At 63.0% G+C, this 14,728-nt stretch carries 13 protein-coding genes; 3 read left to right on the top strand and 10 right to left on the bottom strand.

The window, feature by feature from the left end; all coding sequences use genetic code 11:
- Nucleotides 1-56: 56 nt before the first annotated feature.
- The 10 genes from tssH to tssA all read right to left on the bottom strand — a co-directional run bounded on the left by tssH (nt 57) and on the right by tssA (nt 10,907).
- Nucleotides 57-2,735 carry a type VI secretion system ATPase TssH gene (tssH, locus tag GFU70_RS28055; protein WP_153389087.1) on the bottom strand — a complete coding sequence of 893 codons (2,679 nt, stop codon included), beginning with the start codon at nt 2,733-2,735 and terminating at the stop codon, nt 57-59.
- Nucleotides 2,728-3,780: a type VI secretion system baseplate subunit TssG gene (gene tssG / locus GFU70_RS28050; protein ID WP_058542709.1), complete on the bottom strand. Its 1,053-nt coding sequence runs from the start codon at nt 3,778-3,780 to the stop codon at nt 2,728-2,730. The genes tssH and tssG overlap by 8 nt, the downstream gene beginning before the upstream one ends.
- A complete protein-coding gene (tssF, locus tag GFU70_RS28045; protein WP_153389086.1) occupies nt 3,744-5,603 on the bottom strand; it encodes a type VI secretion system baseplate subunit TssF in 1,860 nt (619 codons plus the stop codon). The genes tssG and tssF overlap by 37 nt, the downstream gene beginning before the upstream one ends.
- A complete protein-coding gene (gene tssE / locus GFU70_RS28040) occupies nt 5,600-6,112 on the bottom strand; it encodes a type VI secretion system baseplate subunit TssE (protein WP_058542707.1) in 513 nt (170 codons plus the stop codon). The genes tssF and tssE overlap by 4 nt, the downstream gene beginning before the upstream one ends.
- Nucleotides 6,106-6,543: a hypothetical protein gene (locus GFU70_RS28035; RefSeq protein ID WP_116643591.1), complete on the bottom strand. Its 438-nt coding sequence runs from the start codon at nt 6,541-6,543 to the stop codon at nt 6,106-6,108. Before GFU70_RS28035 ends, tssE begins: the two co-directional genes overlap by 7 nt.
- Nucleotides 6,543-6,992 (bottom strand): type VI secretion system amidase effector protein Tae4, encoded by a 450-nt coding sequence (locus GFU70_RS28030; RefSeq protein ID WP_058542705.1) that lies wholly within the window; start codon nt 6,990-6,992, stop codon nt 6,543-6,545. The genes GFU70_RS28035 and GFU70_RS28030 overlap by 1 nt, the downstream gene beginning before the upstream one ends.
- An 81-nt stretch (nt 6,993-7,073) precedes the next feature.
- On the bottom strand, nt 7,074-7,562 hold the full coding sequence (locus tag GFU70_RS28025; RefSeq protein ID WP_003206927.1) for an Hcp family type VI secretion system effector: 489 nt from the start codon (nt 7,560-7,562) through the stop codon (nt 7,074-7,076).
- A gap of 220 nt (nt 7,563-7,782) precedes the next feature.
- On the bottom strand, nt 7,783-9,279 hold the full coding sequence (tssC, locus tag GFU70_RS28020; RefSeq protein WP_058542704.1) for a type VI secretion system contractile sheath large subunit: 1,497 nt from the start codon (nt 9,277-9,279) through the stop codon (nt 7,783-7,785).
- A gap of 2 nt (nt 9,280-9,281) precedes the next feature.
- Nucleotides 9,282-9,788, bottom strand: a complete 507-nt coding sequence (gene tssB, locus GFU70_RS28015; RefSeq protein WP_003206923.1) for a type VI secretion system contractile sheath small subunit — start codon at nt 9,786-9,788, stop codon at nt 9,282-9,284.
- 81 nt (nt 9,789-9,869) lie between these two features.
- Nucleotides 9,870-10,907 carry a type VI secretion system protein TssA gene (tssA, locus tag GFU70_RS28010; RefSeq protein WP_058542703.1) on the bottom strand — a complete coding sequence of 346 codons (1,038 nt, stop codon included), beginning with the start codon at nt 10,905-10,907 and terminating at the stop codon, nt 9,870-9,872.
- Nucleotides 10,908-11,323: 416 nt separating this feature from the next.
- On the opposite strand from tssA, the gene tagH reads away from it, so the two are divergent.
- From tagH to tssK, 3 genes are all read left to right on the top strand, one after another.
- Nucleotides 11,324-12,808 (top strand): type VI secretion system-associated FHA domain protein TagH, encoded by a 1,485-nt coding sequence (tagH, locus tag GFU70_RS28005; protein ID WP_153389085.1) that lies wholly within the window; start codon nt 11,324-11,326, stop codon nt 12,806-12,808.
- Nucleotides 12,809-12,876: 68 nt separating this feature from the next.
- Entirely contained in the window at nt 12,877-13,377 is a 501-nt protein-coding gene (gene tssJ, locus GFU70_RS28000) for a type VI secretion system lipoprotein TssJ (protein WP_058542701.1), read from the top strand.
- Nucleotides 13,378-13,392: 15 nt separating this feature from the next.
- Nucleotides 13,393-14,727, top strand: coding sequence for a type VI secretion system baseplate subunit TssK (gene tssK / locus GFU70_RS27995; protein WP_058542700.1), 1,335 nt, complete (start codon nt 13,393-13,395; stop codon nt 14,725-14,727).
- Nucleotide 14,728: the final 1 nt, after the last annotated feature.

Genomic DNA, 14,728 nt, shown 5'->3' with positions numbered 1-14,728 from the left:
GACTGCGCTATCGCGAGCAAGCTCGCTCCCACAGGGTTTTACAGTGTTCCTTACCGTCAAGCCGCGTCGCTGAAGTCGTACTGCAATTCGTTGTCCACGGCGCTGATCCGCACCCCGGCCAAGGCCTTGCCTTCGAGCATGCGGGTCAGGAACTCGCGGCTCATGTCCGGCAGCAGGCTGTTGGTCAGGATGGTGTCGATCATGCGCCCGCCGCTTTCGGTTTCGGTGCAGCGCGAGACGATCAGGTCGATCACCGCGTCGTCGTAGTCGAAGGCGACTTTGTGGGTGCTCTCCACGCGCTTCTTGATGCGGTTGAGTTGCAGGCGGGTGATGGCCTTGAGCATCTCGTCGCTGAGCGGGTAGTACGGGATCGTCACCAGGCGGCCCAGCAGCGCCGGCGGGAAAATCTCCAGCAGCGGCTGGCGCAGGGCCTTGGCGATGTCTTCCGGCTCGGGCACGTTCTGCGGGTCTTTGCAGACCTGGGCAATCAACTCGGTGCCGGCGTTGGTGGTCAGCAGGATCAAGGTGTTCTTGAAGTCGATCACCCGGCCTTCGCCGTCCTCCATCACGCCTTTGTCGAACACCTGGAAGAAGATCTCATGCACGTCCGGGTGAGCCTTTTCCACCTCGTCCAGCAACACCACGCTGTACGGTTTGCGCCGCACGGCTTCGGTCAGCACGCCGCCTTCGCCGTAGCCGATGTAGCCCGGCGGTGCGCCCTTGAGGGTCGACACGGTGTGGGCTTCCTGGAACTCGCTCATGTTGATGGTGATGACGTTCTGCTCGCCGCCGTACATGGCTTCGGCCAGGGCCAGGGCGGTTTCGGTCTTGCCCACGCCGGAGGTGCCGGCGAGCATGAACACGCCAATCGGCTTGCTTGGATTGTCGAGGCCGGCGCGGGAGGTCTGGATGCGCTTGGCGATCATCTGCAAGGCATGGTCCTGGCCGATGATGCGTTTTTTCAGGTGCTGGTCGAGGTTGAGCACGGTTTCCAGTTCGTTGCGGGCCATGCGGCCCACCGGGATACCGGTCCAGTCGGCGACCACCGAGGCCACGGCCTGGTAATCCACGGTGGGCAGGATCAGCGGGGTTTCGCCTTGCAGGGCGGTCAGGCGCTGTTGCAGGTCCACCAGTTTCTCGCGCAGTTCATGGCTGGTTTCGCTGCCATCCTCGCTGTCCACCACGCCAACGCGTTCGCGCAAGGTGGCGCGGGTAGCGAGCAGTTCGTCCACCAGGGTTTTCTCTTCGGCCCAGCGACCTTCCAGTTCGGCCAGGCGTTCGCGCTCGGCGCTCAGCAGGTTTTCGCTCTGGGTCTGGCGAGTGCCGATGACCACGCCAATCGCGTGTTCGCGGGCGATGATTTGCAGCTCGGTTTCCAGTGCTTCGATGCGCCGACGGCTGTCATCCACTTCGGCCGGCACGGCGTGCAGGCTGATGGCGACGCGGGCGCAAGCGGTGTCCAGCAGGCTCACGGATTTGTCCGGCAGCTGGCGCGCGGGAATGTAGCGGTGTGACAGCTTGACCGAGGCTTCCAGGGCTTCGTCGAGGATCTGCACCTGGTGGTGTTTTTCCATGGTCGAAGCCACGCCGCGCATCATCAGCAGGGCCTTGTCTTCCGACGGCTCGGCCACTTGTACCACTTGGAAACGCCGGGTCAGGGCCGGGTCTTTTTCGATGTGCTTCTTGTACTCGGCCCAGGTGGTGGCAGCCACGGTACGCAAGGTGCCGCGGGCCAACGCCGGCTTGAGCAGGTTGGCCGCATCGCCCGTGCCGGCGGCGCCACCGGCTCCCACCAGGGTGTGGGCTTCGTCGATGAACAGGATGATCGGCTTGGGCGAGGCCTGGACGTCTTCGATGACCTGGCGCAGGCGCTGTTCGAATTCGCCTTTCATACTCGCGCCGGCCTGCAACAAGCCAACGTCGAGGCTGCGCAGTTCCACGTCCTTGAGGGCCGGCGGTACGTCGCCGGCGACAATGCGCAGGGCAAAGCCTTCGACCACGGCGGTCTTGCCCACGCCGGCTTCACCGGTGAGGATCGGGTTGTTCTGCCGGCGGCGCATGAGGATGTCCACCAGTTGGCGGATCTCTTCGTCACGGCCGACGATGGGGTCGAGCTTGCCGCTGCGGGCCTGCTCGGTGAGGTCGACGGTAAAGCGCTTGAGGGCTTCCTGCTTGCCCATGGCGCTGGGGGCCATGGCGCCGCTGGCTTCGCCCGGCACGGCGCCGGCGTTGAAACCGTCGCTGGCGGTCAGGGCGTTTTCCGGCGAGTCGCCGACGTATTCGTCAAACCGTTCGCTCAGGGCTTCGACCTTGACCTTGTCGAACTCCGACGACAGGCCCAGCAGCGCGTGGCGCAGGCTCGGCGTCTTGAGGATGCCCAGCACCAGGTAACCGGTGCGCACCTGGCTTTCGCCGAACATCAGGCTGCCGTAGACCCAGCCGCGTTCCACGGCTTCTTCCACGTGGGACGACAGGTCGGTGATGGACGTCGAACCCCGAGGCAGGCGATCCAGGGCTTCGGTCAGGTCACGGGCCAGGCGCGCCGGCTCGATGTTGAACTGGCGGATGATGCGGTGCAGGTCCGAGTCCTGCAGTTGCAGCAACTGGTGAAACCAGTGGACCAGTTCCACATAAGGGTTACCGCGCAACTTGCAGAACACGGTGGCGGCTTCGATGGCTTTGTAGGCCACGCTGTTGAGTTTGCCGAACAACGCGGCGCGACTGATTTCACCCATGCTCATGGCTCCTTGAGGTCTGTGAGGTGTTGGCCTGTTCGGCGTAATGCCTGGCCAGTATTAGATCGTTGGCATCTGTTTCGGGGCGGCCCAGCCAGGTGTTGAAGCCCAGGCGGAAGCGACCGTTGAGTTGTAGCGCCGGGACTTCGGGCTGCTCCAGGACCAGGTTCAGGTCCCAGTCCAGTTCATGGCCCAGGTACTCGGCGACCCAGGCCACCAGTTCGTTGAACGGTTGGCTGCCGGGCAGCATGCCCATGTAGTCAACGAGCTTGAGTGGCCCCAGGCGAATGCGGAACTTGTGCTGGCGATCCCACACGAAGCGACCCAGGCAGAAGTCCACGCCCAATTGATGAGCACTGACCCCGACGCGGCTGCGCTCGGGCAGTTCCAGCCATTGGCCGACGTATTCTTCGATCTCCACCGGCAGGCCGAAGTACTCGTTGAGGATCGCTTTCAAACCGTCGGGGTAGCGGGTTTGCGCCGACAGGTGGCCGCTGTAGTGCAGCTTCGCCGTGTCGGGGATCAGCCCCTGGTTGAGCAGGCTCGGCATGCCCCGGCCACTCAGTGCCGCCAGGCGCGCCGACCAATAGTCATCGTCCGGGCGATCATGGCTGACCGTTGGCCGCGCTTCGGCCCAGGCCCGATAAAACAGGCTGAGCAGGCGATGGTGGAACACATCGAGGAAGCGCTTGCTGGTGCTGTCGGCGTTGTTGCGCTGGCGTTCGCGCACGTATTCGGTGATGTGCAGCGGCATCGGGCCGTTGGGCCCGCCGAGGCCGAAGAAAAATTGCTCCAGGCGTGCCGGCGCACCGTCGCTGCCCGGTTGCACCGAGGCGAGGGTGGCTGGCGCGAAAGTGCATTCGGCCTGTTGCCCGAGACGCAGCGGGTCGTCGGCCAGGCGCAGGGAATGGCCCAGGCGCGGCAGCTCGGGGGACTCGCACTCGATGCGCCGCAACGCCTGGAAGAAATCGTATTCCCAGGGTTCCTGGTGCATCGCCTCCAGGGTACTCACAGGGTCGGACGACGTCCGGGCTTGGCTTTCCATCGCATGATCTCGCCGCGTTCGGTGGTACGGATCACCGTCTCGGTAAAACTGTTGATCGACACGTAGCGTGCCAGGAAGCGCTCGAACACGGCGCCGAGCAGGAACACCCCGGTGCCGCGAAACGCGTTTTCATCAAATTCCAGGGTGATCTCCAGGCCACGACCGAACACGATCGGGCCGGGCATCGGCAAGCGCCGGGTGCAGGCCTTGCTGCTGACTTCGCGCAGGCCTTCGATCTGCAATTGCAGCGCCGCGTCGTTGCTGTCGCCGTACAGGCGCAGCAGTTCACGCAGGGCGGCCGCGCCTTGGCCTTGTTCGCTCAACGACAAGTAGTTCAGCGACAACTGGCTGATCAGTCGCCAGGCCTTGGCGTCGTGGGCATGGCTGGCCCGTGGGCGACTGGGACCTGCCACGCAGCGAACCGCGCCAACCGGCGCACTGTCGGCCAGGGTGAAGTCGGTCTTGCCGCTGCCCACGCTCATGAACAGCGGCAGGTCGCGGTTGGTACACAGCGCGGTCACGCCCAGTTGGCGCAGGTCGTGGCGATAGGGCGCTTGCTGGCTGTCCACCAGGCTGACGAAGGTTTCGCTGCCGATGTAGGTCGAGCGCGGGCCGTTGCGCCGTTGATCGCTGGACAGCACGCGCGGTTCGCGCCGCACCGTGTAGTAGGCCTGGTCGCGGCCATAACGGGACGGATCGCGCACCGCGTAGAACGGCAAAAACGGCTGCTCCGGCCCGGTGCCGTGGCCGGTGAGGCCGCTCAGCGAATGCACTTCGAAATCCATCGGCCGGGTACGGTCGGCGATCACGTGGTGCTCGTTGACCCGATCCGACAAGTGAATGCGATCCAGCCGTTTGGGAAACAGGTTGATGGCCGGGGTGCAGAACGGCAGGAACTGCGAAGCGCCGACGCTGCCTTCCAGGCTCGGGTCGTGACGGTCGAACAGCACGATCAGCTCCAGCTCCTGGCCGTCGCAACGCTTGACCGCACGGCTCAACTGGGTGAAGTCGACGAACAGGAAACGGTGGGGCAGGGCGAAGTATTCCTGCAACAGGCGATAGCCCTGGAAGGCGCGCGGCACCACCGGCAGCGCGGCGTCGGCATCGTCGAAACCGCGTGAGCGCAACGCATCCTGGGGCAGCCGTTCCACCCAGTCACCGCCGGGCTTGCGGGCGAACACCGCGCAGGCATTGCCCAGCAGTTGTTCGTAGAGGCGGAAGGGCTGTTCGTCGGCGCCACTCAAGTACAGCGGCAGGTTGTCCAGGGCCAGGCTGTTGAACGGCAGTTCGGCGCCGGTGCGCAGTGTGATGCGCAGCCCGGCCTTGGCTTTCGGTTCGCTGGCGGCCAGGCGCCCGAGCACCGCGGAGGGGTTGCCGAAGTATTCGGCCTGGCTGACCTGCAACGGCCACAACGTCACCGCGTGGGCGGTGCGGTACTCGCAGCAGGTCTGGGTTTCACGCCCCAGGGCAGCCCGCAGGACGGTATCGCGCGGCAGCGGGAAACCACTGCTCAGCGAGCCTTCGTCCGGGTCGGCCTGCAGTTGCACCACGGTCATCGACGGCGTCGGCGCCAGGTAATGCGGGTAGGCGATTTCCAGCAGGTTGTGGGTGAAGGTCGGGTATTCGGCGTCGAGCTTGAGCTGCACCCGCGCCGTCAGGTAGGCAAAGCCTTCCAGCAGGCGCTCGACATACGGGTCGGCGCAGTCCATGCCGGACAAGCTCAGCCGACTGGCGATCTTGGGGTATTCCTTGGCGAACTCCGCCGCGCTTTCGCGCACGTGGTGCAGTTCCTGGTTGTACAGCTCCAGCAGGCGTGGGTTCATGAGCGTCTCCGCTGGTCGGCGTTGACCACGCGCACATGGCCGGTTTCCAGGTCCAGGTCGGTTTGCAGCATCAGGCGCAGCGGCACGGGCTGGGCCCAGAGATCGCCTTCGATCTCGAAACTCAACGCGTTGTGGTTCATCTCGGCTGTCGCCCGGGCCCGCACCCGCAGGGTGTGGCGCAGGATGCGCGGTTCGAAGGTGGCAATGGCCTGGTGGATCAAGGTTTCCAGGGCCGAGACATCGACGTTCGACGCGCTGTTGCCGGCCAGTGCCGGCAGGCCGAAATTCACCACCGAGGTGCCCGCCGGGGTATGCAGCGTGGCGTCCGCGTCGAGCAACGAGGTGGTGTTGAGCAGCCACGCCAGGTCACGCAGCACCGAGGCTTTCAATTGGGTCAGGGAGAGCACGCGCTTGTCGGCGCTTTCCTTGGGGTTGGTCGGATCGTCGTCGGTCAACCGGTCCAATAGGGACGGTTGCAGGCGATCGCGCGTGGCGATTTCGGTTACCACCGAAAGAGCGCCGTATACATTTTTTGATCCCATTGGCCAGGGCCGCAGGAGGCGAACTGGCTCACATCCGAGACCTCCAATGTTTCCTTGACCAGGCGTACTGCTTGAATTTTGGTCAAGCAATCGCGACTGGGAGCGGGCATTTGTTCGCTGCGTTCGACCAAGAAAATCGGCACTTGGTTGAAAGTCTCCACACGCAGTTGCTTGTCCGGACCCAGGCTGAACTGGCAAGGCCATTCCATATCGAGCGTCAGGTGGCCCTGGTCAGGTTTTACGAGCGTACAGCGGCCTTGAACGTCGATCAGACTCACCGGATGTCCGACGAAAACTGCTTGAGTCGGGGCTGCCGGAGCGACTGTTTCCTGCCCAGCGCACGCGCTTAGACTGACGAGGCTTGCCGCCAGCGCCGAAAGAAACAAAGGGCTGCGCATCACGAAAGCTCCCAGAACCAGATGGCCTTGGATCTTGAGAACAGATCACCGCTCTTGGTCAGGCCACGGTTCCACAGGTCGATGTGATCGCCAGTAGGTCGGCCGGCAGTGTCGCTATTTTGTTGGTAGCAGTCCTTGAAGAAGATGATCCCGGTCTTGCCCATCAGTGTTGTGCGGTCTGCCACGCTGGTGGTGTAGACCTTCGGCGGGCCGAGGCGGTTCTTCTTCCATAGCCAGTTGGCCAATGACTCCGCGCCGCGGGCATGTCCATGGGCGCATTTGGGATCCAGCGTATAAGTCGAAGTGTTGACCGGAAAGGTCTTTTCCCCGCACAAGGCGATGCTCATACGAATGGCGCACTGGTTGATATAGGGACCGTCGCAAACCGGACTGGCGGAGGGGTAGGGCGGATAGCTGTTCCACAAATTGACAAACGAAGGCTTGGCCATGACTCAGATACCACGTAGGAAAGAATTGGATTCGAGCAAGCACCAAACACCCCCGGCGCGTGGCACCGGGGGCGTGTTCGATTACACCTTGACGTTCTGACGGATGTTCCAGCCGAACTTGACCGGACCGCCTTCCTTGGTGCCGTCGGCTTTCTGTGGCTGGTAGTCCACCAGCACCTTGGCGAAGTTCAGGGTGACGTTTTCGGTCAGGCGATCATCGCCGCCCGAGCCGCCGGTGCTCAGGGACGTGACCAGCACTTCTTCCAGGTTGATGATCATGTACTCGACCTGGCTTTCACCACCGGCCTTGCGCACGGTCAGCTTGACCTTGTCGATGTGCTTGCCGCTGGCGCAGTGCATCATCAGGTTCGGCGACGCCTTGTCGACGTACTTGGTCAGGGACAGGTCCTGGACGTTGACCTTGCCCGCACCACCGCCGCTGCCCACGTGCATGTTGCCGGACTGGGACATGCCCCAGCTCCAGTTCAGGACATCGATCTCGTCCTTGTGGGCCTTGTCCATGGACTCGCCCTTGATGTCGCCGATCTTGATGAAAATATCAACAGCCATGTTTTCTCCCTGTGTGGTCTCTACCACATTGTTTGGTTGACGCTGACCTTGCGAAATTATGTGTGCCGAACGGACCCAATGATCTCCAACCCACTGAAGATCCCCTGTGGGAGCGAGCTTGCTCGCGATAGCAGAGTGTCAGACGTACGCATGACAACTGATCCACCGCCATCGCGAGCAAGCTCGCTCCCACATTGGCCTTGCACCGTTCAGTAAATTTTTACGCGCCCTTGGCCGACGGCAGTTTCGATACCAGGCGCAGCGACACGGTCAGCCCTTCGAGCTGGTAGTGCGGGCGCAGGTAGAACTTGGAGTTGTAGTACCCCGGGTTGCCTTCGACTTCTTCGACGATCACTTCGGCTGCGGCCAACGGGTGCTGGGCCTTGGTGGTCTCGGTGGAGTGCGCCGGGTCACCGTCGACGTAGTTGAGGATCCAGTCCTGCAACCAGCGCTGCATCTCGTCCTTCTCTTTGAAGGAACCGATCTTGTCGCGCACGATGCACTTGAGGTAGTGAGCGAAACGGCAAGTGGCGAACAGGTACGGCAGGCGCGCGGCCAGGTTGGCGTTGGCGGTGGCGTCCGGGTCGTCGTATTCGGCCGGTTTCTGCAGCGACTGGGCGCCGATGAACGCGGCGAAGTCAGTGTTTTTCTTGTGCAACAGCGGCATGAAACCGTTCTTCGCCAGTTCCGCTTCACGGCGGTCCGAGATGGCGATTTCGGTTGGGCACTTCATGTCCACGCCACCGTCGTCGGTCGGGAAGGTGTGGGCTGGCAGGTTTTCCACTTCGCCGCCGGATTCCACGCCACGGATGCGCGAGCACCAGCCGAAGTGTTTGAACGAACGGTTGATGTTCACCGCCATCGCGTAGGCGGCGTTGGCCCAGGTGTACTTGGAGCTGTCGGCACCGTCGGTGTTTTCTTCGAAGGCGAAGGCTTCCACCGGGTCGGTCTTGGCGCCGTACGGCAGGCGCGCCAGGAAGCGTGGCATGGTCAGGCCGATGTAGCGCGAGTCTTCCGATTCACGCAGCGAGCGCCAGCCGGCGTATTCCGGGGTGGTGAAGATTTTGGTCAAGTCGCGCGGGTTCGACAGTTCCTGCCACGAGCCCATGCCCATCACGGTCGGCGATGCCGCAGCGATGAACGGCGAGTGCATGGCCGCGCAGACTTTCGACAGTTCGCCCAGCAGCTCGACATCCGGTGGCGACTGGTCGAAGTAGTAGTCGCCCACCAGGCAGCCGTAAGGTTCGCCGCCGAACTGGCCGTATTCTTCTTCGTACATCTTCTTGAAGATCGGGCTCTGGTCCCACGCGGTGCCCTTGAATTTCTTCAGGGTCTTGTGCAGATCGGTCTTGGAGATGTTGAGCACACGGATCTTGAGCTGCTCATCGGACTCGGTGTTGTTGACCAGGTAGTGCAGGCCACGCCAGGCGCTTTCCAGTTGCTGGAAGTCGGGGTGGTGGATGACCTGGTTGACCTGGGCGGTAAGCTTGGCGTCGATGGCGGCGATGATCGATTCGATCGACTTGATGGCGTCGTTGGACACCAGGTCGGTCTGCGCCAGGGCCTGCTCGGCCAGGGTGCGCACGGCCGTTTCGACGGCTTCGCGGGCGCGTTCGGTCTTGGGTTTGAATTCTTGCAGCAGCAGGGACGCGAACTCGCTGGTTTCTTGCGTTGCGCCCAGGTTCTGCACGCCTTCGCGGGCTGTATTGTCAGTCATGATCATTGGTCCTGTGCTGGCTTCGGCGCACTCGCCAGGGCCTGCAACAGCGCTGGGTCCTTGATCGCCTTCATGATGATTTCTTCGGCGCCGGTCTTGCCGTCCATGTAGGTCAGCAGGTTGGCCAACTGGGTGCGCGCTTCGAGCAGTTTGTTCAGCGAGTCGACCTTGCGGGCCACGGCCGCCGGGCTGAAGTCGTCCATGCTTTCGAACGTCAGGTCCAGGCTCAGGTTGCCTTCGCCGGTCAATTCGTTAGGCACATGGAACGCCACGCGCGGCTGCATGGCCTTGAGGCGCGAGTCGAAATTGTCGACGTCAATCTCAAGGAACTTGCGGTCGGCCACGGCTGCCAGAGGCTCGGCGGGCTTGCCGGCGAGGTCGGCCATCACGCCCATGACGAAGGGCAACTGGACCTTTTTCTCGGCGCCGTAGAGCTCGACGTCGTACTCGATCTGCACTCGAGGCGCGCGGTTGCGCGCGATGAATTTCTGAGAACTTTGCTTCGCCACGTTGCTGCTCCTGGTCGCTTGAGCGACGGTGTTGGCGTCATCGGGGGTACCGGTGACGTGACTGCGTGATCCGTTCGCTTTTTATTCGCTGTCTGGGCCGCGCAGGTTTTCAAATTGACTCATGCCGTCGGGAATCAAGTTGCGCACGATGGCCGCGAAGTCGGCGTGCACCAGGTTCTTGGCCCGGTTCAACAGCACCGGCAGCGGGCTGGAGGGCTCATGACGGGTGTAGTAAGCGAGAATCCGGTCCAGGCTGCGCAGCACGTCGTCGCGGTTGTTGATTTCGCCGCTGACGGCGCTCGTGCTGGTGTTGCGCGGTGTGCTTGGCGCGCTGGCATATTCAGCAGTCGCGGTACTGTCGTCGTTGACGGGATCGGACAGGGCGCTGTCGCCGCTCTGCGGGGCGAACTGGCCGAGAATCTGCAGGGCCATCTTCAGCGGTTGCTTCAGCGGGCCAAGGTCCACGCCCTGGGCGGAACCGACCTGGTCGCTGACTTGTTGTTCGATGGCCTCGGCGGCGCTGCGGGCTTCCAGCAGGGCGGCGCGGGTGATTTCCAGCTGCTCGGGGTCGCTGTCGAGCAGGGCTCCGGCGAGCTGTTCGGCGCCGAGGTTTTCATCCGGGAAACTTTGCAGGCCGCTGGCGTTGGCGGCGGCGCGCAGGCTGACGGCACCGAAGGTCCGCGAGCGGGCCAGGATGCTCTCGCGCAGCAGGCGAATGGTGACGTCGGACGTCAGGCCGGCGAGGGCATTGATGCGCACGGTGGGGTCGTTGTCGTCATCGGCGTCCAGGCGCGGATGCAACTCGGCCCAGTACTGCTTGAGCAGTTCGCTGATCAGTGTCAGCACCCGAGCCATGCCCGGCAGGCCTTCGAGGGCCAGGGCGCTTTGCAACAGGAAATGGGTGATGCGCAGGTCTTTGCTGCGCTGCAGCAAGTCCAGGCTCTGCTGCTGGATGCTGCGCCACTCAGGAGGCTCGGCAGGCAGGATCGAATCGCCCATGCTGCGCTCGGGCTGGCCCCGGGAGTCGCGCTCCAGGCGCAAGAAATCCGCGTCATATTCCAGGTCTTCTCCGCATGGCGAAGTCGCGGAAACGGCGGCGAGCAACAAAGGCACATCCACTTGAATCGATCTCCCTATCGCCCGCTGAAGAAGTCGGGCAGTTCACATGCAAGTTTCGGATGAAACTTCGCATGTTCCTTGACGATAATGGCTCTTTAGGCCTGCAATGATTTTAAAGTGCCATCATCTATATTCAAGAAGTTGTGCATTTTTGGTGTAGTACTTATCGCTTGTCAAGGTAAGCTATTTCGCCAGTGTAGCCCCTATGTAACAGTTGTGATGCGCTTAACAGCCTGCTCGACTCATCGGTCGAAGCGGCAACTGACGGGGGGTTTTTGTCACGCAAGCCGGTTATGATCAGCAATCATGCTGGCAAAAAGCCGTTTCGCGGTGGTTGGCAAGGTTGTTGGTGGGTAGTCAGGGCCTGGAGCCTCACGTCACCCACCCGCGCGGGATGTATTCAGCAAGGAGGCAAGATGCCGCTGTGTTTGACTATCACTAGTTATCACAAGATTACCCCAGGCCAGTGTTCGGAAAAGTCCATGGATCAGGGGGTGATGGCAATTGGCCGTAATTCCGATAATGATTGGGTATTGCCGGATCCTGAGCGTCTGGTTTCCGGTAAACATTGCGTTATCCAATACAAAGATGGGCGTTATTACTTAACCGATAACAGTACTAATGGTGTGGAATTGGTTAAGGCCGGCGTGCGCCTGCGCAAGGGCAACAGCGAGCCACTGCAAGACGGCGAAGTGATCCGCATCGGCGATTATGAAATCCAGGCGCGCGTCGATTTCAGCCTGCCGGTCACCGACAGCAACCCGTTTGCCGAATCGCCCAGCAGTTTCGAGGCCTTGATGGGGCGCCAAGGCGCCGCCGTGCAAACGCCGTCGCCGATGCCGTCACCGGTCCACGTGCCCGCGCATTTCCAGGGGGGGTCGGCCATGGACACCCTGCCGGACCTGTTCGATTTCTTGACCCCAGCCAGTGTCCCGCCGGCCACCCAGCCTGACCATGTGCCGGCCGAGCAACACGATTTCCGCCCGCCGACGCCCATTCCCCGGCCGAGCCCGCCGCCCGTGGTCGAACCCGTGATACCGCCGTCTGCCTCGGTGATTCCGGACGACTGGGACCCCTTCAGCGACAAGCCCGTGCCGGTGGCGGTAGCCCCGCAGCCGTTACCGCTACCGCCGGTGGTCGAGCCGGTCGCGACGCCTGTTGCGCAGGCTCCGCTCGCCGACATCTTTGCTCAAGTCAGTGCAGCGCCACCGGCACCGGCACCGGCACCTGAAGCGTCGATGACCCACGTCGAACCCCCGGTCGCACCGCCGGTTGCGCCGGTTGCTCCAGTCGCCCCGGTCGAGGCCAACCAACCCGATTTACTGCAAGCCTTCCTGCGCGGCGCCGGGCTGGATCAGTTGCGCCTGGACAAGGCCCAGGCCGAAGCACAGATGGAAAGCATCGGGCGCAGCTATCGGTTGATGGTCGAAGGCCTGATCGATGTCCTGCGCGCCCGCAGCAGCCTCAAGGGTGAGTTCCGTATCCAGCAGACGATGATCCAGCCGGTGGAAAACAACCCGCTCAAATTCGCTCCCAACGTCGATGAAGCCCTGTTGTTGCTATTGCGCCACGGCAATCAGGCGTTCATGGCCCCGGACGCCGCGGTGCGTGACAGTTTCGATGACTTGCGTGCCCACCAACTGGCGGTGATGGCCGGTGTGGAAGCGGCCATCAAGCATTTGCTGACGCGTTTCGAACCGGCGCAACTGGAAGAGCGCATGGCCAAGCCCGGTGGGCTCTCGGGTATTTTCAGCGGCTCGCGACAGGCCCAGTACTGGCAGCAGTTCACCGAGCTCTACAGCAACATTTCCCGGGAAGCCCAAGAGGATTTCCAGGACCTGTTCGGTCGCGAGTTCAGCCGCGCCTACGAGGAACACAGTACGCGACAGCGACGCCGCTAAGCGGCGCCGCCCCATAACAAGATTGATCAGCACACAACGGATAGCTCAAACGTCATTGAGGACGCAGGATGATTCCCAGGTTTTTACTCGCAGTCGCCACCGTGCTTCTGCTGACGGCGTGCGCCAAGGATGCGGCCAATACCCAGCCCGAAGAGGCTGATACCGCCGCCGTCGAGTTGCACTTCCATGCCATCGCCGGGCTCAACCCCGGCGCCACCGGCCATCCAGCCCCGGTCCGGGTGCGCATTTTCGAACTGAAAAATGCCGCGACTTTCGGCCGTTCCGATTATTTCGCCCTCGCCGAACGGGCCCAGGCCACGCTGGGTGCCGACCTGATCGACCAGGACGAGGTGCTGGTCCAGCCCGGCCAGCAACTGAGCCTGCAACGCGACCTCGACCCGGCCACGCGGCATATCGGAATACTGGTGGGCTATCGCGAGCTGGATCAGTCGCTGTGGCGCACGGTGATGAATGTCCCGGCGCGCGAATACACCGAATACCAGATCAGCCTCGATGTGCGCGCCGTGCGCAGCGCCGTCGTCGTCCCCCCATCCAGCCCTGCCCAATAAGCAATCGGAGCCCCCATGTCCTGGAACAATCGCGTGGTCTGGTCGGAAGGCATGTTCATTGGAACGCAGCACTTCCAACAGCACGACCGTTACCTGGAAAACCTCATCGACGCACGCAGCCGCCCCTTGTCGGCCGGCGCCTGGGGTTTTTCCGAATTGCTGATCGACCAGGGCCTGCTGGCCCAGGGCAAGCTGGCGATCATCTCGGCGCGCGGCCTGTTGCCGGACGGCACACCGTTCAATATTCCCCAGGATGACCTGGCGCCAACCCCGCTGAACGTCGACGACAACCTGCGCGATGGCCTGGTGTACCTGGCCTTGCCGCTCAAGCGCGCCGGCGCCCGGGACACCGTGGACGAAGGCGAAGACCTCGGCGCTGCGCGTTACGTGAGCCAGGTGTGCGAAGTGCGCGACGACAACGCACCGTTCGAAAACCGCGCACCGGTGGCCCTCGGCTCCCGGGCGCTGCGGCTGTTGACCGAGCAGGATGGCATCGGCGACTACGCCGCGATCGGCGTGGTGCGCATCAAGGAAAAACGCGCCGACCGTGCCTTGGTACTCGACGACGTCTACATCCCGCCGCTGCTGGATGTGGTCGCCTCCAAGCCGCTGGCGGCGTTTCGCAGCGAACTGCTGGGCCTGTTGCATCAACGCGGCGAAGCCCTGGCCGGGCGGGTGGTGGCGTCCGGTGCCGGTGGCGCTTCGGAGATTGCCGATTTCATGCTGTTGCAACTGGTCAACCGCGCCCAGCCATTGATCCAGCACCTGAGCCAGTTGAGCCCGCTGCATCCTGAGCGCTTCTACAGCGAGCTGGTGAGCCTGGCCGGGGAGTTCTCCACGTTCACCGCGTCCGGGCGGCGACCGCAGCAATACCCGCCTTACCAGCACGATGACCTGGCGCTCAGCTACGCGCCCGTGATGCAGGCCCTGCGCGAAGCCCTGTCGATGCTGATCGACAGCAAGGCGACGCCGATTCCGATTGTCGAGAAAGCCTACGGTATCCACGTGGCAATGCTGGCCGACAAGACCCTGCTCGACAGCGCCAGTTTCATCCTGGTGGTGCGCGCCGACGTGCCGGCCGAAACCCTGCGCGGCCGCTTCGGCCAGCAGAGCAAGGTCGGTTCGGTGGAGCACATCCGCGACCTGGTCAATCTGCAACTGCCGGGCATTGGCCTGCTGCCGTTGCCGGTGGCGCCACGCCAGTTGCCGTACCACGCCGGCTCCACCTACTACGAGCTCGACCGGGGCAGCGATCACTGGCAGCAGTTGAGCAACTCCGGCGGCTTTGCGTTCCACATCGCCGGCCAGTTCCCGGGGCTGAACCTGGCCTTCTGGGCGATCCGAGGATAAA

The sequence above is a fragment of the Pseudomonas brassicacearum genome, assembly GCF_009601685.2.
GTDB lineage: Bacteria > Pseudomonadota > Gammaproteobacteria > Pseudomonadales > Pseudomonadaceae > Aquipseudomonas > Aquipseudomonas kilonensis_B.
The sequence above is the reverse complement of the archived record's forward strand: the minus strand, read 5'-3'. Positions and strand labels throughout refer to the sequence as shown.

What these genes read in the sequence shown, in the direction of transcription:
- tssH (WP_153389087.1), bottom strand. Translation starts at nt 2,735, where the DNA reads ATGGGTGAAATCAGTCGCGCCGCGTTGTTCGGCAAACTCAACAGCGTG.
- tssG (WP_058542709.1), bottom strand. Translation starts at nt 3,780, where the DNA reads ATGGAAAGCCAAGCCCGGACGTCGTCCGACCCTGTGAGTACCCTGGAG.
- tssF (WP_153389086.1), bottom strand. Translation starts at nt 5,603, where the DNA reads ATGAACCCACGCCTGCTGGAGCTGTACAACCAGGAACTGCACCACGTG.
- GFU70_RS28035 (WP_116643591.1), bottom strand. Translation starts at nt 6,543, where the DNA reads ATGCGCAGCCCTTTGTTTCTTTCGGCGCTGGCGGCAAGCCTCGTCAGT.
- GFU70_RS28030 (WP_058542705.1), bottom strand. Translation starts at nt 6,992, where the DNA reads ATGGCCAAGCCTTCGTTTGTCAATTTGTGGAACAGCTATCCGCCCTAC.
- GFU70_RS28025 (WP_003206927.1), bottom strand. Translation starts at nt 7,562, where the DNA reads ATGGCTGTTGATATTTTCATCAAGATCGGCGACATCAAGGGCGAGTCC.
- tssC (WP_058542704.1), bottom strand. Translation starts at nt 9,279, where the DNA reads ATGACTGACAATACAGCCCGCGAAGGCGTGCAGAACCTGGGCGCAACG.
- tagH (WP_153389085.1), top strand. Translation starts at nt 11,324, where the DNA reads ATGCCGCTGTGTTTGACTATCACTAGTTATCACAAGATTACCCCAGGC.
- tssJ (WP_058542701.1), top strand. Translation starts at nt 12,877, where the DNA reads ATGATTCCCAGGTTTTTACTCGCAGTCGCCACCGTGCTTCTGCTGACG.
- tssK (WP_058542700.1), top strand. Translation starts at nt 13,393, where the DNA reads ATGTCCTGGAACAATCGCGTGGTCTGGTCGGAAGGCATGTTCATTGGA.